At 53.6% G+C, this 20,781-nt stretch carries 23 protein-coding genes; 13 read left to right on the top strand and 10 right to left on the bottom strand.

Annotation, left to right across the window (positions count from 1 at the left end; all coding sequences use genetic code 11):
* Positions 1 to 12: 12 nt before the first annotated feature.
* From DQM57_RS06140 to DQM57_RS06115, 6 genes are read right to left on the bottom strand one after another with little or no spacing between them, the layout of a single operon-like run.
* Complete coding sequence (locus DQM57_RS06140) at positions 13 to 606, bottom strand: outer membrane lipoprotein carrier protein LolA (RefSeq protein ID WP_111727283.1); 594 nt, start codon at positions 604 to 606, stop codon at positions 13 to 15.
* 58 nt (positions 607 to 664) lie between these two features.
* Positions 665 to 1,105, bottom strand: a complete 441-nt coding sequence (locus DQM57_RS06135) for an acyl-CoA thioesterase (RefSeq protein ID WP_107860247.1) — start codon at positions 1,103 to 1,105, stop codon at positions 665 to 667.
* Positions 1,102 to 2,034 (bottom strand): lysophospholipid acyltransferase family protein, encoded by a 933-nt coding sequence (locus DQM57_RS06130; protein WP_111727282.1) that lies wholly within the window; start codon positions 2,032 to 2,034, stop codon positions 1,102 to 1,104. Before DQM57_RS06130 ends, DQM57_RS06135 begins: the two co-directional genes overlap by 4 nt.
* Positions 2,031 to 2,756, bottom strand: coding sequence for a glycosyltransferase family 2 protein (locus DQM57_RS06125; protein ID WP_111727281.1), 726 nt, complete (start codon positions 2,754 to 2,756; stop codon positions 2,031 to 2,033). Before DQM57_RS06125 ends, DQM57_RS06130 begins: the two co-directional genes overlap by 4 nt.
* A gap of 2 nt (positions 2,757 to 2,758) precedes the next feature.
* Entirely contained in the window at positions 2,759 to 3,844 is a 1,086-nt protein-coding gene (locus DQM57_RS06120; protein WP_111727280.1) for a FlxJ family methyltransferase, read from the bottom strand.
* Complete coding sequence (locus DQM57_RS06115; RefSeq protein WP_111727279.1) at positions 3,841 to 5,556, bottom strand: ApeI family dehydratase; 1,716 nt, start codon at positions 5,554 to 5,556, stop codon at positions 3,841 to 3,843. The genes DQM57_RS06120 and DQM57_RS06115 overlap by 4 nt, the downstream gene beginning before the upstream one ends.
* 29 nt (positions 5,557 to 5,585) lie before the next feature.
* Between DQM57_RS06115 and DQM57_RS06110 the strand changes: the two genes are divergently transcribed.
* Positions 5,586 to 6,212 carry a 4'-phosphopantetheinyl transferase family protein gene (locus DQM57_RS06110; protein ID WP_111727278.1) on the top strand — a complete coding sequence of 209 codons (627 nt, stop codon included), beginning with the start codon at positions 5,586 to 5,588 and terminating at the stop codon, positions 6,210 to 6,212.
* A gap of 59 nt (positions 6,213 to 6,271) precedes the next feature.
* Here the strand turns inward: DQM57_RS06110 and DQM57_RS06105 are convergent, their stop codons facing one another.
* From DQM57_RS06105 to DQM57_RS06095, 3 genes are read right to left on the bottom strand one after another with little or no spacing between them, the layout of a single operon-like run.
* Positions 6,272 to 7,510: a beta-ketoacyl-ACP synthase gene (locus DQM57_RS06105; protein ID WP_111727277.1), complete on the bottom strand. Its 1,239-nt coding sequence runs from the start codon at positions 7,508 to 7,510 to the stop codon at positions 6,272 to 6,274.
* Positions 7,504 to 8,232, bottom strand: coding sequence for a 3-oxoacyl-ACP reductase FabG (gene fabG, locus DQM57_RS06100; RefSeq protein ID WP_111727276.1), 729 nt, complete (start codon positions 8,230 to 8,232; stop codon positions 7,504 to 7,506). The genes DQM57_RS06105 and fabG overlap by 7 nt, the downstream gene beginning before the upstream one ends.
* A 37-nt stretch (positions 8,233 to 8,269) precedes the next feature.
* Positions 8,270 to 8,761, bottom strand: a complete 492-nt coding sequence (locus DQM57_RS06095; RefSeq protein WP_111727275.1) for a hotdog family protein — start codon at positions 8,759 to 8,761, stop codon at positions 8,270 to 8,272.
* A 190-nt stretch (positions 8,762 to 8,951) separates the two neighbouring features.
* Here DQM57_RS06095 and DQM57_RS06090 point away from each other — a divergent pair, with 190 nt between their 5' ends.
* The 8 genes from DQM57_RS06090 (at position 8,952) to ubiD (ending at position 13,923) form a co-directional block, all read left to right on the top strand.
* Positions 8,952 to 9,707, top strand: a complete 756-nt coding sequence (locus DQM57_RS06090; protein ID WP_111727274.1) for a beta-ketoacyl synthase chain length factor — start codon at positions 8,952 to 8,954, stop codon at positions 9,705 to 9,707.
* On the top strand, positions 9,700 to 10,458 hold the full coding sequence (locus tag DQM57_RS06085; protein ID WP_111727273.1) for a lysophospholipid acyltransferase family protein: 759 nt from the start codon (positions 9,700 to 9,702) through the stop codon (positions 10,456 to 10,458). Before DQM57_RS06090 ends, DQM57_RS06085 begins: the two co-directional genes overlap by 8 nt.
* Positions 10,455 to 10,715: a phosphopantetheine-binding protein gene (locus DQM57_RS06080; protein ID WP_003677788.1), complete on the top strand. Its 261-nt coding sequence runs from the start codon at positions 10,455 to 10,457 to the stop codon at positions 10,713 to 10,715. The genes DQM57_RS06085 and DQM57_RS06080 overlap by 4 nt, the downstream gene beginning before the upstream one ends.
* Before the next feature lie 11 nt (positions 10,716 to 10,726).
* Positions 10,727 to 10,972 (top strand): acyl carrier protein, encoded by a 246-nt coding sequence (locus DQM57_RS06075; RefSeq protein WP_002222119.1) that lies wholly within the window; start codon positions 10,727 to 10,729, stop codon positions 10,970 to 10,972.
* Between the two features lie 75 nt (positions 10,973 to 11,047).
* The gene (locus DQM57_RS06070) at positions 11,048 to 11,593 is read left to right on the top strand and encodes a COG4648 family protein (RefSeq protein ID WP_197711715.1); all 546 of its coding nucleotides are present in this window, start codon (positions 11,048 to 11,050) and stop codon (positions 11,591 to 11,593) included.
* 6 nt (positions 11,594 to 11,599) lie between these two features.
* Positions 11,600 to 12,109, top strand: coding sequence for a DUF2199 domain-containing protein (locus tag DQM57_RS06065; RefSeq protein ID WP_111727272.1), 510 nt, complete (start codon positions 11,600 to 11,602; stop codon positions 12,107 to 12,109).
* A 7-nt stretch (positions 12,110 to 12,116) separates the two neighbouring features.
* Complete coding sequence (locus DQM57_RS06060; protein WP_111727271.1) at positions 12,117 to 12,401, top strand: hypothetical protein; 285 nt, start codon at positions 12,117 to 12,119, stop codon at positions 12,399 to 12,401.
* A gap of 43 nt (positions 12,402 to 12,444) precedes the next feature.
* Positions 12,445 to 13,923, top strand: a complete 1,479-nt coding sequence (ubiD, locus tag DQM57_RS06055) for a 4-hydroxy-3-polyprenylbenzoate decarboxylase (protein WP_111727674.1) — start codon at positions 12,445 to 12,447, stop codon at positions 13,921 to 13,923.
* Positions 13,924 to 13,987: 64 nt separating this feature from the next.
* Here ubiD and DQM57_RS06050 read toward each other — a convergent pair whose 3' ends face one another.
* Positions 13,988 to 16,108 (bottom strand): AsmA family protein, encoded by a 2,121-nt coding sequence (locus tag DQM57_RS06050; protein ID WP_111727270.1) that lies wholly within the window; start codon positions 16,106 to 16,108, stop codon positions 13,988 to 13,990.
* Between the two features lie 274 nt (positions 16,109 to 16,382).
* Between DQM57_RS06050 and folP the strand changes: the two genes are divergently transcribed.
* The 4 genes from folP (at position 16,383) to DQM57_RS06030 (ending at position 20,779) form a co-directional block, all read left to right on the top strand.
* Positions 16,383 to 17,234, top strand: coding sequence for a dihydropteroate synthase (folP, locus tag DQM57_RS06045; protein WP_107960676.1), 852 nt, complete (start codon positions 16,383 to 16,385; stop codon positions 17,232 to 17,234).
* 129 nt (positions 17,235 to 17,363) lie between these two features.
* Positions 17,364 to 18,698, top strand: a complete 1,335-nt coding sequence (gene glmM, locus DQM57_RS06040; protein ID WP_111727269.1) for a phosphoglucosamine mutase — start codon at positions 17,364 to 17,366, stop codon at positions 18,696 to 18,698.
* Between the two features lie 190 nt (positions 18,699 to 18,888).
* Positions 18,889 to 19,572 (top strand): DedA family protein, encoded by a 684-nt coding sequence (locus DQM57_RS06035; protein WP_107860264.1) that lies wholly within the window; start codon positions 18,889 to 18,891, stop codon positions 19,570 to 19,572.
* A gap of 214 nt (positions 19,573 to 19,786) precedes the next feature.
* Positions 19,787 to 20,779, top strand: a complete 993-nt coding sequence (locus tag DQM57_RS06030) for an asparaginase (RefSeq protein WP_167395550.1) — start codon at positions 19,787 to 19,789, stop codon at positions 20,777 to 20,779.
* Positions 20,780 to 20,781: the final 2 nt, after the last annotated feature.

Below are 20,781 nucleotides of genomic sequence, written 5' to 3'. Positions count from 1 at the left end.
GTTCGGACGGTGTCAGAGTGATTGTTTGGCAAATTCGTCCAGAGGGTTGCCGACGGTTATGCCGTTAAACTGCATATCGGTTTTGTCCCCTTGTTTTTCATGCAGTTCGATACGGCGTACGACGTTGTCCCCGCTGATGTCGATATGGTTGAAGATTTGTTTCATCACCAGTGTTTTCGGTGTGAGTTGCAGCGTCCATTTTTGCACCGACCCTTCGAGTTTCAGGTCAAACTGTTTTTCCAGTCCTTGCGTATCGCCGCCGATAAGGTCAAGAAAGAGTTTGATTTGCCTGTTTTGTCCGGGCATTTTTCCAGTATCGGGCATTATCCAGCCTTTACCGTTCCATTGGCTGATGCCGTCTGAACGGACGCGGAGGACGGCGGCAAACGGTTTTTGCATCTGCCAGAGCAGACCGCGTTTGGGCATCAGTACGAATTTTCCGGTTGTAGCCATCGGTTTGGATAGGGATTTCAGATGGCGGTATTGGATAAAGTTGCCTTGGATGTTGTCGGGTTTTTGCAGTATCCGGGTCAGTTCGGCAGTGGAAAATGCCGAGGCGGAAAGGGAGGTTGCGGCAAGGAGTGCGGCAAGCAGGTATTTTTTCATGGTTGTCTGTCGGTGTGGCAATAATGGGTAAAAATGCCGTCTGAAAACGGACGGTGGCTTATGCGGCTTGAAAAGTCGGATGACTCCGTATGGCTTCGAGCCAGCTTTCCGGCGTTTGGAACTGTATTTCTCCGGTTTCCAGGGATACTGCCGCCTGCGTGGTCGATGCGCGGGTCAGTTTTTCGCCGGTTTTTTCATCGGACAAAGTGTAGTCGATACGCAGGCAGCTGTCGATTTCGCTGATTGCCATGTCGATGCGTATGGTTTGTCCGAACCGTGCGGGGCGTATGTATTTCAAGTCCATTTTGACGATGGGCCAACTGAAGCCCCGCCTGCCCATTTCATCGTAGCCGTAGCCTATGCTGTCAAGGAAGGCGCAGCGTGCGACTTCGAGGTATTTGACGTAGTTGCCGTGCCAAACGATCCGCATCGGATCGACATCGAAAAACGGGACTTGGATGATGTGGCTGTGGCGGCAGAAAATGTGTTTTTTGTTCATCGGGGATGGTGCTCCCTATGCCAGAAGTCGTAAAAATTGAACCATTGCAGCGGATTCAGACGGCATTCTTCTTCTAAAATGCGGGCGAAATGTTGCGCGGATTCTTTGATTTTTTGCGTGCGTTCCGCCCGCGTCCAATCCGATGTGTCGATCATAGGGCGAAGTTTCAGGCGGTAGCGTCCGTCTTGTTTGATGCAAAACAGCGCGTTGACCTTGGTTTTCAGCAGCAATGCCAGAATCCACGCACCTTGCGGTATTTCGGTATGGTGTTGCAAAAAATCGACGGTTACGGTTTTTTCGCCCCGGACGGGAATGCGGTCGGCGGCGATTGCCAACCATTCCCCTGCTTCAATGCGCCGGTTAAGCGTCATCATCAGCGATGCGTCCAAGTCGCTTACCTGTATCAGTTGGATTTTGTCCGCGCCCGCCTGTTGCAGGGCTTCGTTGAACATTTGCGCGTGGCGGCTGTGTACGAGGACATTGAGTTTGAAATTCCGGTGGTGGGAAACCAGTGCGCGGCAGATTTCCGTATTGCCCAAGTGCGAACAGGCAAAAATCTGTCCGCGCCCGTTTTGATACATGGCGGCGGTCAGGTTGTCGGGGTCTTCGATAATCAGGTCTTCGTAACGTATTTTGCGCTGCCATACGGCAAACCGGTCGCAAACGGCTTCGCCGAATGCCAAAAACTGCGCGAATATGCGGTTTTCAGACGGCATAGCGTCGGGAAAGGTATATCGCAGGCGGTTTTGGTAGGTATGGAGGTTTTTCCGCACCCGGGGTGAGGTCAGGTAGAAATATAGGACGACAAACCAAATACACGGTTTCATCAGCAGGGGAGGGAAGTAACGAACAATTACCGCCGTCAGCTTGAGGAACAGGCGGTTGCCGCGTTCGTTTTGTTCCGCCCAGTGTCGGGAAGTGCCGTTCATCGGAATGTGTCTTTCAATATGCGCCAACGCCATTTGAGCATACCGAAAAACAGCCGTGTGTGCATTTGGCTGATACGGATGTTGTCGGCAAGGGTGCGGAAGTGGGAAATGCCGTCTGCGGCGTAACGGACGGGCGTGGGAATCCACACGGTTTTGATGCCGCGCCAATATAGCCGGATTAGGATTTCGATATCGAAGTCCATACGGTTGCCGACGTGTTCTTCGCGTATTACCGCCAAGGCGGACGGCAACGGATAAAGACGGAAGCCGCACATACCGTCTTTAATATCAGACGACCAGGTGTGAACCATATTCCAAAAGTCGGTAATTTTGCGCCCGTACAATCGTGATTTGGGTGCGTCGCCGCCGTATTGCGGCTGACCGCAGATGAGGGCTTCGGGATTGAGTTGCGCGGCACGGACGAACTTTGGCACATCGTCCAAACAGTGTTGGCCGTCGGCGTCGATTTGCAGGACGTGGCTGTATCCCAGCTCCGCCGCCGCCTCGAAACCCGTGCGTACTGCCGCGCCTTTGCCACCGTTGTATGTACGGCGGATGACGCGGATGCCGTCTGAAGCCAGATTTTCTAAAACGGGTATGCAGTCGGGGCGGGAGCAGTCGTCCACGACCAACACGTCCAAACCGTGGGCGCGCAGGCTGCGTGCAACCGTGCCGACGGTTGTCGGGTGGTTGTAATGGGGGATGAGGGCGAGGATGTTCATGTTTATACCAGGGTGCAACGAAGGATGCTGTGCCCCCGTCCGATGCCGTCTGTAATGCCGGTGACCTTCAGTCCGGCTGCTTCGATGCAGCGTATCATATCGTCGGAGTGGTAGATTTTGCTGTTGCCGTTTGCCATGGCGGAAAAGTAGATGCTGGTTTGGGTGAGGCAGTAGGCGGCGGTCTCATACTGCTGCCTGTCCCAAAACGGTTCCATGATATAAAGGGCGGTGTGTTTGTCCATGGAGTTTGCCGCACGGCTCAAAATGGAAACGGCTTCCTTTTCGGAAAAACAGTCAAGGAATTGGCTCATCCAGATTGCATCAAACCCGCGCGGGAAAGGTACCTCGGGATTGAGCAGATCGGCGGGATGTCCGTGGATGCGGTCCTGCCCGGCAACGTTTTTGACGGCTTGGCGCATCAGGCCGATTTGCTGAGGCAAGTCCATGATGGTTACATGGACATCCGGATTGCGGGTAACGCATTGTACGGCCCAGCGTCCGGTGTTGCCGCCTACGTCGAGCAGGGTTTTGACATCGTGTGAAAACACGATGTCCAGTGCTTTGTCAAATGAATGGTCGGAATAATAGTGGTCGAATCCGAACCACGATTTCTGCACCTGTTGCGGCAGGGAAGACAAGCCTTCATAGAGGGTCGGCCACGTACCGAAGGTTTTGAGGCCTTCCGGCTTGCCGGTTTGCAGGGTTTTTTCCAATTCAAACAGCCCTTGGTAGCAGACATCGTGGATAAAGTCCATATTGACACGCGCCATGCTGTCGTTCAGCAGGAACCAGCCTGCCTTGCTGATGAGGTAGCGCTCGTTTTGAAATAGGACCGTGCCTGCGGATAAAGAGGATTCCAGTAGAACTTGGACGGCATAGGTATCGATTTCCACCTGTTTGACGATTTCTGCCTGTGTCAGGCCGTCCGGGTTTTGGTCGAGCAGTTGCAGGATGCCGAATTTCACCATCAGCCGTGAAACTTGGAAAACGACCGGGGCAAACGCAATTTCTTGGGCAAGGCGTTGTGCCTCGCCGGCAGAAAGCCTTTCGTGGCTGTAACGTTGCTTGAGGTTATGGAAAAGGTTCATGGTTCCTCCCTTGTGGTTTGGTTGGAATTGTCCGGTAATGTGTCGAATACCATCTTCCCCGAGGAGCAGACGGCATCCTGTTTTTGGATTTTAAACGACAGTTTGTTTTTATCGGCATCGTATCCGAGTTCTACGGAAATGTCGTCATATGGACGGATAAATTGCTGGTATTTCAGGTTTTCGATACGGATAATGTTTTGCCTGCCGAAGGGGTGCCGTGCGGCGAGCCGGCGTATCCATTCCAATTCGATTGCGCCGGGGACGAGGGGAAAGGTGGAAAAATGTCCCCCGAAATAGGGTAAATCCAGCGGTACGCGGGTTTGATAGCGTAATCGGTTTCCTTCGGGCGGCAAGATATGCCATCGGGGGGCTGCGGGTTCTGTCAATGCCGTCTGAAAGTCCGTTGCGGTAATTTTCCCTTGTCCGTTGCGCGGCAGACGGTCTGTAAAACGCCAGTAGCGCGGAAGGGCAGCCGTATCTTGCGTTTTCGCAAGGTGTTGCCTGAGTGCGGCGATAACGGCGGCACGTCCCCGGGCGCACCATGCGGCAATGCCTTCCTCGCCCAATGCCGTCCAGGCGGCAATGCGCCCGTGTTTCGGATGGAGGGCGCAATGTGCGTCGGCAATCCAGGGGTGTTTCAGTAATTCGTGTTCGATTTGGTTGAGCGAAATGCGTTTGTCTGCCAGTTTGATTATCCTATCCTGCCTGCCCAACAGGACAAAACCGTCTTCGTGTGTTTCGATGCAGTCGGCAATGTATTGCAAGCCATTTGTCCACGGCGAGGATATTTCCACTGATTTGCCGGTATTGCGGACGGAGACGTTGGGGAACGGTTGCCATAAGGTTTGTTTCCGGCGTGATGCAATGATGCCGGTTTCCGTACTGCCGTAGACCTCGTAAGGGCGGACTGCATATTGTTCCAACAGGGCGGCAGTTTCCGGGGGGAGTTCCCCACCTGCGGAAACGATGCCGGCCATCCTTCCGTTTAACGCCGCCCAATCCCGATTTTCGCCGAAACGGTTGAGCAGTGCCGGGCTGGCAATCCAGACATTTTGATAATCGGACGGCACGTTCAGGCTTGCCGACAGCAGCAGTTCGGGATAGGCGTTTTGCCTGCGGATCATGGCCCACCCCATTAGCAGCGGAAGAGCGAAGCGGAAGGTGAACCCATACATGTGTTGAGGGGATACGCTGCCGAGGACGGCGGTTTTGCCGTGTCCGAACGGGATTGCCGTAGCCAGCGTGCGGGCTTCCGATTCTATTTGCGCGGCGGTTTTGACGATCGTCTTGGCTTCCCCGCCGGAACCCGACGTGCGCAAATGCACTTCTGATTCTGGCGGGATGTCCAATGTTTTCGGTATGCGGTTTTCAGACGGCATGCCGTCGGAAGGGGTTGGTATTTGCCAAACGCTGATGCCGTCTGAAACAATATCGGTGTCGGTCAACAGTATTTGTGCGGATTTCGCCCAAGTCAGGTTTCCGGGTGCAGTATTCGGCAGCAGGAGGGCTTTGCCGCCGCTGCGCCAAACGGCAAGCAATGCACATGCGAACAGTGCGGCATCGTCAAACCACAATGCCGCCGAACGGATGTTGTTTTGCTTTAATTTTAACGACAGGGCGTGTACCGTGCGTATAAAATCGGCGCGGGTCCACAATGGGTCTAGGGCAATCGGTGTGCCGTCGGAGGGATGGATGTCAAACATTCGGGTCATATATTCCAAATGGCAGAACGGAGGGTGTCGTGCCGGATAAAAAAGCAGTATTGCAGTGCCGCCTTGCCGATGAGTCGGCCGCCACCGCTTATCGGGAATCCTGTCTGGACGATGCGGACAGGGCGCGTTTGCTGCGCGCGCCGGAATTGGCAGGACGGACGGATTGGCAGGTCAGCCGGTTTTTAAAGCAACAAGGAGGTAAGGTACGGTCGCTTTCGCACAGCAACGGGTACGCGGCAGTTTTGGTGTGTGATGGCGACATGGTTTGCGGTGTCGATATCGAGGCTGTCCGCCCGCGTGATTTCCGCGCGCTCTCCGAGTGGGTTTGTTCACCTGAGGAGCAAATTCTGTTGGGACGTTCCGGCTGGGACGGGGAAACATTTTACCGTTTGTGGTGTATCAAGGAGGCTCTGCTTAAAGCCTGCGGTTTGGATTTTCCGCAAGATATGGCAAAAGTCGGTTATCGGACAGACGGTTCGGCAGTTTACGGTTTGCGTGCGGATGGTGGAACCGGTTGGCACGCGGTCAGCGCCGTCTGGTGCGGCAGTATGGTTGTCGCCTGCGTGTGGCGCGGAGCTGCCGAATTGGCGTGGCAATATTGCGGAATGGAGTCTTATCGGGAGCTTGCACGGATCGAGCGCATAGGCGGCAAATAAACCCGTAAAGCGTCATTTTACCGTTGCCATACGGCAGCTTGCCGTCAATGCCGCCTGTTTTATCCGTTCTTCCAACGTTTGAACACCAGCGAGGTATTCACGCCGCCGAAGGCAAAATTGTTGCTCATCACGTAATCGGTTTGGATTTCACGTCCGCCGCTTAAAATATAGTCCACCTTGCCGCAGCGCGGATCAATGTCGTTCAAGTTCAGGGTCGGTGCAAACCAGCCGCCGTTCATCATTTCAATCGAGAACCATGCCTCCAGAGCGCCGCACGCGCCGAGCGTGTGCCCTAAATAGCTTTTTTGCGAACTGACGGGCACAAATCCGAATACAGCTTCAGTTGCCAGCGTTTCGGCGATATCGCCTTTTTCGGTTGCTGTGCCGTGCCCGTTTACATAGCCGATTTTATCGGGCGTAATGCCTGCATCTTGCAGTGCAAGTTCCATACATTTCTGCATGGTTTCTTTTTGCGGCTGGGTAACGTGGCTGCCGTCGCTGTTGGCGCCGTAGCCGACGAGTTCGGCGTAAATTTTCGCACCGCGCCGTTTGGCGTGTTCCAACTCTTCCAGCACAAAAATCCCTGCACCTTCGCCGATGACCAGGCCGTCGCGGTTCGCGTCGTATGGGCGTGGGGTTTCTTCCGGTTCTCCGTTGCGGCGGCTGGCGGCATAAAGCGAGTCGAAAACATAAACTTCGGACGGACAAAATTCTTCGCCGCCGCCCGCCAGCATCATGTCTATCATGCCGTATTTGATGGCTTCGTAAGCATAACCTATGCCTTGGCTGCCGGACGAACACGCGCTCGATGTCGGGATGATGCGTCCTTTCAATCCGAAAAAGATGCCGATATTGGCGGCGGTCGTATGCGGCATCATACGCACATAGGTGTTGGCGCTGAAGTTGCGCGACGTGCCAGTCAGCAACAATTCGCCCACATCGCCGATGTCTTTGGTGCTGCCGCTGGAAGAGCCGCAGGCAACGCCCATCCGTCCGTCGGTAATACTTTCGTCTCCGAGCAAACCGGCATCCGTCAAAGCCTGCTCCGCCGCATCGACGCACAGATACGACACGCGCCCCATACTTCTGAGCTGCTTGCGCGTCCAATGTTTCGGCGGCGCGTAATTTTCAATCGGCGCACCCAGTTGCGCTTCCAATTCGGGGAAACGTTCGTGCCAATCCATATATTTGACGGCGTTTTTTTCGGCTTTGAATGCCGTCTGAATGCTGTGCCAGTCACGACCGAAGGCGGTAATGCCGCCTATGCCTGTTACTACGACTCTTCTGGTATTCAACACAAACCTCCGTTCACCGCAATCACTTGGCGCGTAATATACGCTGCTTTTTCATCCATCAGGAAACGCACCGCATGCGCTACTTCTTCCGGCAGCCCCATACGCGCTGCGGGGACGGCTTTCAAAATTTCTTCGACGGGTACATTTTCATCGACAATGTCCGTATCGATCAAACCCGGCGCCACGCAGTTGACGGTGATTTTGCGTTTCGCCAGTTCGACCGCCAAGGCTTTCGCCGCGCCGATCAAGCCCGCTTTGGACGCGCTGTAATTGACCTGACCGCGGTTGCCCGTCAAGCCGGACACCGACGCCATGCACACAATCCGCCCGGCTTTGCGGCGGCGTATCATCGGCATGGTCAACGGGTGCAATACATTATAAAAACCGTCCAAATTAGTTCGCAGCACCAAATCCCAATCGTCGTCTGAAAACGCGGGGAAGGCATTGTCGCGCGTCAGTCCGGCGTTCAACACCACGCCGTAATACGCGCCGTTTGCTTCGATGTCGGCAGTCAAAATATCGCGGCAGGCTGCGCGGTCTGACACGTCAAACTGCAACACCCTTGCCTGTCTGCCCAAAACTCGGATTTCTTCCGCTACGGCTTCGGCTTCATCGCGGCGGCTGCGGCAATGGACGACGATATCAAAGCCGTCTTCTGCCAAACCGAGTGCGACAGCTTTGCCTATGCCTCTGTTTGAGCCGGTAATCAGGACGGTTTCGGTCATGGTTGTTCTCCGTATGTGTGTGCCTGTTCAGACGGCATTAAGTTATTTCGACAGGGTGTTCGGGACTGTACACGTTCAATGAGGCGCGTGCCAAAATGCCGTCTGAGGGGAGTGTTTCGGACGAAGTTTCCGGTGCGTCCGTCCAACGCAGTTCGCAGTCGAACACACCCATACCTCCGACGTCTTGAATAGACATATGCGCCGTTGCCAGCAAATGTGTTCCGACAGGGACGGATTGGGTAAAAATTTCAAGTTTGCGCGTGCCGAGCAGGAATCCGAGCCGGACCGGTTGTGCGTTTTTTCGGGCTTGGATGCCGGCATATGCACCGACAGCCTGTGCCATCAGTTCGATAAATGCCGTGTAGGGCAGCATGCCGTCGACCAGAAGGATGTGGTCGGACCTTATCTGCACCCCTGCTTCGACAAAATAATCGCCGTATCGGTTAATACGGTCTATCAGAACCATGCGTCCGCTGTGCGGCAGCAGGGGGGCTGTGTCGGTAATCGGGCATTCTGGCAGTGTATTCATCTGTTGCGGTAGGGCGGCACACAAATATCGGCATTATAGTGATAAATGTAAATTCAGGCTAATGTGGCTGTCTGCTACGGAGATGGCGCCTGTCGGAAAAAAAGGGGCGGCAATGTGTTTGGCTTTCGGCATTGTCAGGCAGATAGGCTTTGGTTAGAATGTGGCATAGTGTAAATTTTTGAAAGAAACCATGCCGTCTATCATTTGCCGGTTTCACTTCGACATCTCCGCATGGCGGGTTTCAGGCAGCAAAATGTGTAATATGGCCCAGTGGAGGCAGTGGGCGGAATGTCCGGGTTTCGCCGACGGTTTGCCAGATGTCAAGCCGGAATTGCCGTTCCTGCCCGCTATGCAGCGCCGCCGTTTGAGTAAGGCGGCGCGTTTGGTATGTGATGCGGCTTGGGACATTGCCTCCGCCTATCCCGGCAGTCCGGTAGTTTATGCCTCGCACGATGGGGAAATGGCGCGTAGTTTCGATTTGTGGTTGGAACTGTTGAAATCGCAAACCGTTTCACCGACTTCGTTCGGTTTGTCGGTGCACAATGCGACGGCGGGGCAATGGTCGATATTGAGGCAGGATATGAGTGAGCAGACGGCATTGGCCGTGTGTGCCGATGGTGTGGAGACGGCTTTGGCAGAAGCGGCGTCCCTATTGAAAGAGGGATTCGGGTCGGTTTTGGTTTTGGTGGCGGACGATCCGCTGCCGGAAGGATATGCCGTATCGGCGACTCGCGCTCCGTTTGCTTATGCTTTGGCGATGGTCCTGACCAAAGGGACGCGTTACAGTCTGACTCTGTCTGCTTCGGATGATATGCCGTCTGAAACCGGTATGCTATCCGAGGCATATTGGAGCGGTTTGGAATGGGTGCGTTTTTTACTGAATGGCAATCAGGAATATCGCCGGGTATATCGCAATCGTGAATGGTTGTGGCAGCAGAATGGATAAATTGGATTATTGCCGCCGTTTTTTGGCGACTTGGTTAGGATTTGTGATTTTCGGTGTCGGCGGCATTATGATGAAATTGGTTTTGCTGCCTTACACTTTAAACGGTACTTCAAGGTCTGTCGCCCGCCAATTGGCGGCGCGCCGGATTATCGGAACATCTTGGCGTTTGTTCGTTGCTTATCTGAAATGGTCGGGTGTGTTGGATGTAGAGTTCAAGGGTATTGAAAAACTCAACCGACCGGGACAGTTGATTTTGGCAAACCATCCGTCTCTGTTGGATGTGGTGCTGCTTGTCAGCCATGTGTCCGAAATGAATTGCATCGTGAAAAAAGATTTGCAGCACAATCCGGCAATGAGCAGCCAGATTAAAGGTGCGGGCTATATTCCAAACGAAGAATCGGAAGCAATGCTGGAAACGGTAAAGGCAGTTTTTGACAGCGGGCAGAGCCTGCTGGTGTTCCCCGAAGGAACAAGAACGGGGTGGGACGGACGGGTCAAGATGAACCGGGGCGCGGTTTCTTTGGGACTGCGGTATGCCGAAGTGATTACGCCTGTATGTATCAAAATGAATCCGCCCAATTTTAAAAAAGGACAGCCGTGGTACCGAATTCCTTCGAAACGGATACGGTATGAAATTACGGTCGGAGACGACATCCTCCCCCAAGATTGGCTCGCCGAAAAACCGTTGCCGATTGCGGCTCGGCGGCTGAATGAATATCTGCAAGATTATTTTACAAGGAAAACCATATGAACGACTTGGAAGCCCAAATCAAGCAACTAATTATTGACAGTTTGGCTTTGGAAGATATAACCGCCGCCGACATCGGCAGCGAAGATGCGCTGTTCGGTGACGGGGGGTTGGGCTTGGATTCCGTCGATGCTCTGGAATTAGGCTTGGCGGTACAAAAACATTTCGGTTTCCGCCTGGACGGTGAGCAGGACAACTTGCGCGAACATTTTGCCAATGTCAAAACACTCGCCGCTTTTGTCAAAAACCGTCAAGCATAAGGATGAAACATATGACCGAACAAGAAATCTACCGGTTGTTGCGCGATACCCTGACCGAGTTGTTTGAAATCGAACCGGAACGGATTACGCCCGATACCAATCTTTACGAAGATTTGGAAATCGACAGTATCGATGCCATCGATTTGATTGACCGTATCAAGCGTGAAACCGGCCGCAAGCTGCAAGCTGAAGATTTCCGCAATGTCCGCACCGTCAACGACGTAGTACAGGCGGTATTGAAGATTCAGGCTGGCTAATCGGGTATTTCTAATTATTTTTCAGACGGCATGTTTTTATCGGATGCCGTCTGAAAACGTTTGTGCGGATTCAAAATGAAACTCGGTTTTTTCGGACATATTTTTCTGACCGTATCGAGTATTGCCTATCCCGCTTTGTGGTATTACGGCAGGGAGGCGGGATGGTTTGTCTGGCTGGCGGCGTCGATGTGCGGGTTGTGGCTTCTGCGCGCTCTGACTGCCAAATTTCCCCAACAGCGTTATACGGCTTTGTTTATTACACTGTTTTTTGCCTCAGTATTGGTGTTCGGGCGGCGTGATTCAATGTATTGGTATCCTGTCCTCGTTAATTTGATGATGTTGGCGGTGTTCGGGGGAAGCCTGTTTGCCAAACAGACGGTCATAGAAAGGCTCGCGCGTTTGCAACAGCCGGAACTCCCCGGGCAAGCCGTGCGCTATACCCGCTGGGTAACGCAGGTTTGGTGCGTATTTTTTATAATCAACGGGACGCTTGCCGCTTTGTTGGCCTGGTTGGGGCGATACGATTGGTGGGCGGTTTATACCGGCGTGATTGCTTATGTATTGATGGGGATATTGTTTGCCGGCGAATGGCTTTACCGCAAACTTGTTTTGAAAGTCTGAAACCTTATGCACACTTGCACTTCCTGCGGTGAAAAACATGAAGATATGCCGGCAATCGGTTTTGCCATTCCCGATCCCTATAATCAACTCAGTGAAGAAGAACGCATTGCTTATCAAGCAGAATGCGATTCTGATTTCTGCATCATCTGCTATCCCGACCAAACCGACCGTTTTATCCGCGCGGTGCTGCTTATTCCGATTATCGGGCATGAGGAAACGCTGGAATACGGGGTGTGGGTATCTGTCAGCGAAAAGAGTTTTAACGACTATCAAAGCCACTTTCACGACAATCCGGAAAACGTCGTTTATTTCGGCATGATATGCAACTGGCTGCCCCCTTATGAAACCGACACCTTCGGTCTGCACTGCAATGTCGTTACCCAGTCCGACAACCGACGTCCCCTGCTGCAACTTCATCAAAGCGGCGAACATCCGCTGGTACACGACTTTTATAACGGCATAGAATATGCCGAAGCGCAGGCAAGGATAGAGGCGGCATCCGGGGCAGACTATTAAGGACCAAATGACAAACCGCCCTCTATTGAACGAAACCATGCACAACGGCTCCCGCCTGTTCCTGCAACTGCCGCAAACCTGCCCGCCGTCGAGCCTGCTGCGGAAAATTGTCCATTTCGGCGGAATGCTTACCGACTTCGTATCGGATTGGGTTACGGGCGAAACGTGGATAGATTTCGGTTACAAGGGCTGGAAGTTCGGTATCCACAACCCATATGATGAATATTGTTTTTTTGCCGAAAACAACGAATGCCCTGAAGCTATATTGCAATCTATGATTCAGGCCGTCTGAAGTCCAAAATTCGGTTTTCAGACGGCCTCAAATGAGGATCAACATGAAATACAAAGACCTACGTGACTTCATCGCCATGCTCGAGCAGCAGGGCAAACTCAAGCGCGTCGCGCATCCCGTTTCCCCGCATTTGGAAATGACCGAAATCGCCGACCGCGTGCTGCGTGCCGAAGGGCCAGCGTTGTTGTTTGAACACCCGATTAAGCCCGATGGTACGCGTTACGATTATCCCGTGTTGGCAAACCTGTTCGGTACGCCCGAACGTGTGGCGATGGGCATGGGTGCAAACAGCGTGTCCAAGCTGCGCGAAATCGGGCAGACGCTGGCGTATCTGAAAGAACCCGAACCGCCCAAAGGCATTAAAGACGCGTTTTCCAAACTGCCATTACTGAAAGATATTTGGAGCATGGCGCCGAACGTGGTGAAAAACGCTCCGTGTCAGGAAATCGTGTGGGAAGGTGAAGACGTTGATTTGTATAAACTCCCGATTCAGCATTGCTGGCCGGAAGACGTTGCGCCGCTGGTAACGTGGGGCTTGACCGTAACGCGCGGTCCGCACAAAAAACGCCAAAATCTCGGCATTTACCGCCAGCAACTCATCGGCAAAAACAAGCTGATTATGCGCTGGCTGTCGCATCGCGGCGGCGCGCTGGATTATCAGGAATTTCGTAAACTCAATCCCGATACGCCCTATCCTGTCGCCGTCGTGCTCGGCTGCGACCCTGCCACCATTTTGGGCGCGGTAACACCCGTTCCCGATACCTTGAGCGAATACCAGTTTGCCGGACTGCTGCGCGGTTCGCGGACGGAGCTGGTGAAATGTATCGGCAACGATTTGCAAGTGCCTGCCCGTGCAGAAATCGTGTTGGAAGGCGTCATCCATCCAAACGAGACCGCGTTGGAAGGTCCATACGGTGACCACACGGGCTATTACAACGAGCAGGACCATTTCCCTGTATTTACGGTCGAACGCATTACCATGCGTGAAAATCCGATTTACCATTCCACCTACACGGGCAAACCGCCTGATGAGCCTGCCGTTTTGGGCGTGGCGTTGAACGAAGTGTTCGTACCGCTCTTGCAAAAGCAGTTCCCCGAAATCACCGATTTCTACTTGCCGCCCGAAGGCTGTTCCTACCGCATGGCGGTGGTTAGCATGAAAAAACAATACGCCGGCCATGCCAAGCGCGTGATGATGGGCTGCTGGTCGTTCCTGCGACAGTTTATGTACACCAAATTCATCATCGTGGTTGATGATGATGTGAACGTACGCGACTGGAAAGAAGTCATCTGGGCGGTAACCACGCGCATGGACCCCGTACGCGACACTGTTTTGGTAGAAAACACGCCCATCGATTATCTCGACTTCGCCAGCCCCGTCAGCGGACTCGGCGGCAAAATGGGTTTGGATGCGACCAACAAATGGCCGGGTGAAACCGACCGCGAATGGGGACGAGTAATCAAAAAAGACCCTGCGGTTACGGCTAAGATTGATGAGATTTGGGGGGAATTGGGGTTGTAGGTTTTACGGTAATGCCGTCTGAAGCGCGGGGGTGTTTCAGACGGCATTTTTGTACGCAGGGTATTTACGGTTCTTTAGGTTTGAGCCACTGCCATTGTTCCAGCAGGGTATCTTCGAGGATTTTCTGTTTCTCTTTGCGCGAATTGATGCCGCCGGTCAGCCTGCCGTAATCGACGGTAATGGACGGCTTGTCCACCGTACCGGTGATTTTCAGGGGAATCGGTTTGTTTTTCGGATGGACGGCGTTGCGGATAAGGACATCTTCAGACAATTCCTGCGTATCCAGATTGGTATAGCCGTTGCTGGTAACATAGAGGCTATCGGAGAAGAGTTCGGTATCGATGTGGCGGCTGATGCCGTCTGAAATTTCGCTGTTGAGCGTGAATCGGTGGAAGGGTGTGCTGGGTACGGCATTGTCGGCAGTTTTGCCCGAAATGCCGTTTTTCAGGATATTGTCCATGTCGATACCGTGCCATGCGCCGTTGGAAATATTCAGCGACAGGCTGCCTTGAAGCGAGCGGATAAGCTCTTTTCGGGTTTCGCCGCTCGCGGTCAGGTCGATGACCGCATCGCCGTTGCCGCTGAAGCTGTGGAAGCCGAACAGGTCTTGCAGCAGCGGTTGGATTTGGATGTTGCTTGCATTCTGTTGCAGGCGGTAAGTGGCGGGACGGGTGTTGGCGATGCTGATGCCGCCTTCGGTATGGCCGCCGTAAAGCCCTGACTTGAAACGGCTGAGCGCAATATGGCCTTTGTCGGCGTGGAGGTAGGTTTCCATATCGTCCAGTTGCAGGCCGGGAAGTTGGACATTGCCGATTTTAAGGTGGGCTTCGATATCTCCGGACAGCCTGCCGAGGGTGTCGGGAAATATTTTGCCGTTTTGTTGTCGCACGTCGTCAAGATAGGGGGTCAGGTTCAATTTTTGCAGTGCGACGGCGGCTTCCAGGTGCGGTGCGTCTTCATGCGTGTATCTGAATTTCGCGGCAACGGTTTGGCGGTCGAACGAACCGTTGAATTCGGCATGCCACTGATGAAGGTTTTTTATGGACATCGAACCGTCGAGCCGGCTGATGAAACGGGGTTGCGGCAGGCGGTTGACGGTATCCTGAAGGGTTGATACATGCAGGCGCGGTGCCTCCAGACCGTTATTCCGGCTCCAAACCAATGGTGAACCGAGGGAAAAGTTGGTTTGAAGGCGGGGTGTTTTGACGTTGCCGGAGATTTCGGCGTTACCGATGTTGCCGATACTGGGGTGAAGTTTGGCCTTATCGAGTTTGAACGATCCGCCCCATTGGGAATTCCCGTCGTTGGTGGTAGCGGTAAATGTCCCGTTGACGGTTTCAATTTTGATGTTGTTGTTCCTGAGTGCCAGCGTAGGGATTTGGGCGGTCAGGTGGAGGTTGTGGAAGGCGGTGTCGGCACGCAGGCTGAGGTTGGCCGCATCCGGTCCGCCGGCGTTAAAACGGATAGTGGGGTTGCCGGTGGTGGAAACGGTAATGCCGTGCCCGTTTAGTGCGGTCTCGGCTTCGAAATGGAACGGTGAGATTTCGGGCGGATTGATGCCGTCTGAAATGAAAAGCCCTTTGCTTTTCCATGAGGCAGACAGGTTTTCGCTTGTCAGTATGCCCGAACTTTCAAACTGTTGTCCCGATGAAACGGGGGATTGCAGGTTGAGGCGGACTTCCTTCAGGGTAAACCGCTCTTGCAGGAAGTCGAGGTGGACGGTGCTGTTTTCGATAATGATGCGGTTTACCGAGGCTTTGCGTTTTGGGTTGTCGATCAGGTCTTGGATGTTCCAAACGCCTTTCCCGTCGCGTGTCAGGGCAAGTTCCGCACCCGAAACCACCCATTTTTCAACCTGTATCTGATCCGACCACAGATTTTTCCAGCTCAATCCGATTTTGGTTTCTTTGATGGAAACGGCAGTCCGGTCGCCGCCGGGTTCGGTAATGGTCAGGTTTTTCAGGATGACGGTCGGCCGGGGCAGAAGCCTGCGCTGTATATCCGCATCAAACGAGATTTTCCGGTGCGTATGGGCAATGCTTTGTTGGAGGCGGCTTCGGATGTTTTCAGGTGTGAAGATGCGATATACGGAAGCGTGCAGCCCGATTGCTGCCAAAAGCAGTATCGTCAGCACGGCTACCGCATATTTCAGACGGTATTTGTGGAAGACCGATAATAAATCCATAGCCTGAAAAGTCTGTAAAACACGCCACAGTATAACACGGCTTGTAGAAATCCTATTTTGTGCGGGCGGATTATCTTGTATAAAGGGGTAATGTCCATAAGCAGGCATACCGCCGGATCAGGTATCGCGGGTGTTGCCGCGTTTGCAGGGGCAGTGTATGTTTCATACGGCGGCGGATTCTGTAAGATACTTTTTTGAAATACCGATGCCGTCTGAAACGGACAAGTTTTGTTCAGACGGCATATAATTTGCTTTTTATTCAGGAGGCACGGATATGGTCGGATGCGTTTGGCAGGCAGGACGGTTTGAAATCGGTTTGGACAAACCGAAAATCATGGGTATCGTGAATCTCACGCCCGATTCTTTTTCCGACGGAGGCGCGTATTCGCAAAACGCCCAAACAGCTTTGGCGCATGCCGAACGGCTTTTGAAAGAGGGTGCGGACATTCTCGACATCGGCGGTGAATCGACGCGGCCGGGTGCGGATTATGTTTCGCCTGAAGAAGAATGGGCGCGGGTTGAGCCTGTATTGGCGGAAGTGGCTGGGTGGGGCGTTCCCGTCAGTTTGGACACGCGTCGCACGGTGGTTATGGAAAAAGCATTGGCACTCGGCGGCATCGATATTATTAACGATGTGGCGGCGTTGACCGACGAAGGCGCGGTCGAATTGCTGGCGCGCCAGACGGACACGGGTATTTGCCTGATGCACATGCAGGGTTTGCCTGAAAACATGCAGATTAATCCGAAATATCAGGATGTTGTCGGTGAAGTGGCGCGGTATTTGAAAGCGCGGGCGGCGGAATGCATCGCGGCAGGCATCGCCCCGCAACGTATCGCGCTTGACCCCGGTTTTGGCTTCGGCAAAACCTTGCAACACAATATCGCACTGATGCGGCATTTGCCCGAATTGATGGCGGAAACGGGTTTTCCGCTGCTCATCGGCGTGTCGCGCAAACGCATGATAGGCGAGCTGACCGGCGAGGCAGACGCGGCGGCGCGCGTACACGGCAGCGTGGCGGCGGCGCTGGCTTCCGTGGCGCGCGGCGCGCAAATCGTGCGGGTGCATGATGTGAAGGCAACGGCGGATGCTTTGAAGACGTGGGAAGCGTTGGGCATCAATCTATAAACAGCGGTTCACATACTTCATGCCGTCTGAAAAGGACGGAGCGGCTTCAGACGGCATCAACGGTGCAGACAGCAAGGCACAAACTGACTGTATAATCTCGGACAACGGTTCACATTCTTGGAGCAACACATGGCAAAAAAATATTTCGGCACGGACGGCGTGCGCAGCGAAGTCGGGCAGTTTCCGATTACGCCCGATTTTGTATTGAAACTCGGCTATGCGGCGGGGCAGGTTTTGGTTCAGCACGACACCGACCAGAAACCGACCGTTTTAATCGGCAAGGATACGCGTATTTCCGGTTATATGCTGGAAGCCGCTTTGGTGGCAGGTTTTACCGCCGCAGGTGTCAACGTTATCCAAACCGGTCCGCTGCCTACGCCCGGCGTGGCTTATCTGACCCGTGCGCTGCGTTTGTCCGCCGGTGTGATGATTTCCGCGTCGCACAATGCCTATTCCGACAACGGCATCAAATTCTTTGCCGAGGGTGGCGTGAAGCTTTCCGATGAAATCGAGTTGGAAATCGAAGCCAAAATCGACGAAGAAATGAAAACCCAGCCTTCTGCACGCCTCGGGCGCGCACGCCGCATCAGCGGTGCGGACGACCGCTATATCGAATTTTGCAAATCCACCTTTCCCAGTCATTCCGACCTTCGGGGTTTGAAGTTGGTTATCGATACCGCCAACGGCGCGGGGTACGGTGTCGCACCCAAGGTGTTTCACGAACTGGGCGCACAAGTCGTCAGCATCGGCGACGAACCCAACGGCTACAATATCAATGAAAAATGCGGTGCGACTTATACCAAGACACTCCAGGCCGCCGTTTTACAGCATGAAGCCGACTACGGCATCGCCTTGGACGGTGACGGCGACCGCTTGATGATGGTCGATAAAAACGGTAAGGTTTACGACGGCGACAGCCTGATTTACGTCATTGCTAAAGCCCGCGCCCGAGAAGGTATCAACATCGGCGGCGTGGTCGGCACGGTCATGACCAATATGGCGATGGAAATCGCCCTGAAAGAGCAGGGCGTCGATTTCTGCCGCGCCAAAGTCGGCGACCGCTATGTGTTGGAACAACTGAACCAACGCGGCTGGCTCATCGGCGGCGAAGCCAGCGGCCATATTTTGTGCATGGACAAACACAACACCGGCGACGGCATTATTTCCGCGCTGCAAGTTTTGGCGGCGCTGCAAATCCTGAACCAAGACCTCGCCACTGTTTGCGCCGACTGGCAGCCGTATCCGCAAACTATGATTAACGTGCGCATCCAAAAGGGTCAGAAATGGCAGGAGGCTTCGAAAGACGTGTTGGCCGAAGTGGAAAAAGAACTCGAAGGCAAAGGAAGGGTTGTATTGCGCGCTTCGGGAACCGAACCTGTCGTGCGCGTGATGGTTGAGGCACGACAGGCCGACTGGGCGCGCGAAGGGGCGGAACGTATTGCTTCCGCCATCGGCAGCATTTAGGCAAAATCAGGAAAAACCGTTTTCAGAATCGGCCGGTTTTCTGTTTAAATGCCGTCTGAACATGCGGAGGATACGCGAATCTGCCTTTTTTCCGCTTTCAGACGGCATAATCTTTGATAGAATGCCTGCTTCATGTAGAAAATGTTTCGGTTTGTTCTGACTTTTTATCTCCGACAATGGAATATCCGCCATGTTTGCTTTTTTAGAAGCCTTTTTTGTCGAATACGGTTATGCGGCTGTTTTTTTTGTATTGGTCATCTGCGGTTTCGGCGTGCCGATTCCCGAGGATTTGACCTTGGTAACAGGCGGCGTGATTTCGGGTATGGGTTATACCAATCCGCATATTATGTTTGCAGTCGGTATGCTCGGCGTATTGGTCGGGGACGGCATCATGTTCGCCGCCGGACGAATTTGGGGGCAGAAAATCCTAAGGTTCAAACCTATTGCGCGTATCATGACGCCGAAACGTTATGAGCAGGTTCAGGAAAAATTCGACAAATACGGTAACTGGGTCTTATTTGTCGCCCGTTTCCTGCCCGGTTTGAGAACGGCCGTATTTGTTACAGCCGGTATCAGCCGCAAGGTTTCATACTTGCGTTTTATCATTATGGATGGACTGGCCGCGCTGATTTCCGTCCCTATTTGGATTTATCTGGGCGAATACGGTGCGCACAACATCGATTGGCTGATGGCGAAAATGCACAGCCTGCAATCGGGTATTTTCGTTATCTTGGGTATAGGTGCGGCCGTTGTCGCTTGGATTTGGTGGAAAAAACGCCAACGTATCCAGTTTTACCGCAGTAAATTGAAAGAAAAGCGGGCGCAACGCAAAGCCGCCAAGGCAGCCAAAAAAGCCGCGCAAAGCGAACAATAAAATCAAGCACCTAAATAGGTTGCCGATATTCAATAGTTTCCGTGTTTTTTTAATCCACTATAAAAATCCACTTGGAAAATCAAATATCGACAGCCCTTGGGTGCTTTTTCATTTGAAGGCCGTCTGAAAACCGTCCGCTCCGCCAAATTGCCAGCCTGTCCGAAATATAGTTAAATAAGCCGTATCATTATTTTCAGACGACCCGATGATGTCCATGAAACAAAAAATCTTCGTCCTCTACACAGGCGGCACCATAGGCATGACCCAAAGCAGCGAAGGCCTGCGCCCCGATACTGCATTGGTCAGCCAAGCCCTTTCCCCTTTTTCAGACGGCCTCGACTTCGAGTGGCACGTCTGCAATCCCTTGATTGATTCCTCCTCCGTCACGCTGCAACACTGGTGCGACTGGCTGGACATCATCGCCGACAAACTCCCTTCCTGCGACGGTATCCTGATACTGCACGGCACGGACAGCATGGCGTACACCGCTAACCTCTTCGCGCTCGCCCTGCAAGGTTTGGGCAAACCGATTGTCCTGACCGGTTCCCAATGGCCTTACGCCGCCGAAAACAGCGACGCCCCGCGCAACCTCTCCACCGCCGTTGCCGCCTTCAGCCTCAAGCTCAAACAAACCGTCATTGCCTTTGACGGCAAACTGTATCCCGCCGTCGGCAGCAGCAAAGTCAGCACCGAAACCGCCGCAGGCTTCGACAATCCGCATTTCGGCGCCATCGCCGAATGGGATGAAACACAAGGCTGGCACAATCTTCGTATCCCGTCCCAAGACGCAGCAGCCGTTTCAGACGGCCTCAAAATCCGCTATCCCGATCCGCAGGCAAAAATCGCCGTCCGCACGCTTATCCCCGGCTTTGCCGTCCAAGAACTTGCGGACGGACTCGCACAGCTTCCCGCCCACGCCCTTATCCTGCAAAGCTACGGACACGGCAACACCCCCGCAGATGAAGGTTTCATCCGCGCCGTGCAAGACTTTACGCAGCAAGGCAAATTGTTGCTCAACATCAGCCAAGTCCGACAAGGCAGAACTGCCGCCGTTTACGCGCAAGGCAATGCGTTCCGCAACTCAGGCATCATCAACGGCGGCAAATGCAACCTCGAAACCGCCACCGCGCTCATGACCCTCGCCGTATCGCAAGGCTGGGGTGCGGAAGATGTAAAAAAAGAGTTGGTAAGACTGCAATTATTGTGAAA

Origin of the sequence: Neisseria cinerea (genome assembly GCF_900475315.1) — a bacterium.
Classification (GTDB): domain Bacteria; phylum Pseudomonadota; class Gammaproteobacteria; order Burkholderiales; family Neisseriaceae; genus Neisseria; species Neisseria cinerea.
Note: the sequence above shows the minus strand (reverse complement) of the source record. Positions and strands in the feature narration are given on the sequence as shown.

Bases quoted from the DNA above. Each gene is read 5' to 3' on its own strand.
- DQM57_RS06035 (WP_107860264.1), top strand. From the start codon at position 18,889: ATGTTTGCTTTTTTAGAAGCCTTTTTTGTCGAATACGGTTATGCGGCT.
- glmM (WP_111727269.1), top strand. From the start codon at position 17,364: ATGGCAAAAAAATATTTCGGCACGGACGGCGTGCGCAGCGAAGTCGGG.
- DQM57_RS06140 (WP_111727283.1), bottom strand. From the start codon at position 606: ATGAAAAAATACCTGCTTGCCGCACTCCTTGCCGCAACCTCCCTTTCC.
- ubiD (WP_111727674.1), top strand. From the start codon at position 12,445: ATGAAATACAAAGACCTACGTGACTTCATCGCCATGCTCGAGCAGCAG.
- DQM57_RS06085 (WP_111727273.1), top strand. From the start codon at position 9,700: ATGGATAAATTGGATTATTGCCGCCGTTTTTTGGCGACTTGGTTAGGA.
- DQM57_RS06135 (WP_107860247.1), bottom strand. From the start codon at position 1,105: ATGAACAAAAAACACATTTTCTGCCGCCACAGCCACATCATCCAAGTC.
- DQM57_RS06125 (WP_111727281.1), bottom strand. From the start codon at position 2,756: ATGAACATCCTCGCCCTCATCCCCCATTACAACCACCCGACAACCGTC.
- DQM57_RS06070 (WP_197711715.1), top strand. From the start codon at position 11,048: ATGAAACTCGGTTTTTTCGGACATATTTTTCTGACCGTATCGAGTATT.
- DQM57_RS06075 (WP_002222119.1), top strand. From the start codon at position 10,727: ATGACCGAACAAGAAATCTACCGGTTGTTGCGCGATACCCTGACCGAG.
- DQM57_RS06090 (WP_111727274.1), top strand. From the start codon at position 8,952: ATGCCGTCTATCATTTGCCGGTTTCACTTCGACATCTCCGCATGGCGG.
- DQM57_RS06060 (WP_111727271.1), top strand. From the start codon at position 12,117: ATGACAAACCGCCCTCTATTGAACGAAACCATGCACAACGGCTCCCGC.
- DQM57_RS06095 (WP_111727275.1), bottom strand. From the start codon at position 8,761: ATGAATACACTGCCAGAATGCCCGATTACCGACACAGCCCCCCTGCTG.
- folP (WP_107960676.1), top strand. From the start codon at position 16,383: ATGGTCGGATGCGTTTGGCAGGCAGGACGGTTTGAAATCGGTTTGGAC.
- DQM57_RS06050 (WP_111727270.1), bottom strand. From the start codon at position 16,108: ATGGATTTATTATCGGTCTTCCACAAATACCGTCTGAAATATGCGGTA.
- DQM57_RS06080 (WP_003677788.1), top strand. From the start codon at position 10,455: ATGAACGACTTGGAAGCCCAAATCAAGCAACTAATTATTGACAGTTTG.
- DQM57_RS06130 (WP_111727282.1), bottom strand. From the start codon at position 2,034: ATGAACGGCACTTCCCGACACTGGGCGGAACAAAACGAACGCGGCAAC.
- DQM57_RS06120 (WP_111727280.1), bottom strand. From the start codon at position 3,844: ATGAACCTTTTCCATAACCTCAAGCAACGTTACAGCCACGAAAGGCTT.
- DQM57_RS06065 (WP_111727272.1), top strand. From the start codon at position 11,600: ATGCACACTTGCACTTCCTGCGGTGAAAAACATGAAGATATGCCGGCA.
- fabG (WP_111727276.1), bottom strand. From the start codon at position 8,232: ATGACCGAAACCGTCCTGATTACCGGCTCAAACAGAGGCATAGGCAAA.
- DQM57_RS06115 (WP_111727279.1), bottom strand. From the start codon at position 5,556: ATGACCCGAATGTTTGACATCCATCCCTCCGACGGCACACCGATTGCC.
- DQM57_RS06030 (WP_167395550.1), top strand. From the start codon at position 19,787: ATGAAACAAAAAATCTTCGTCCTCTACACAGGCGGCACCATAGGCATG.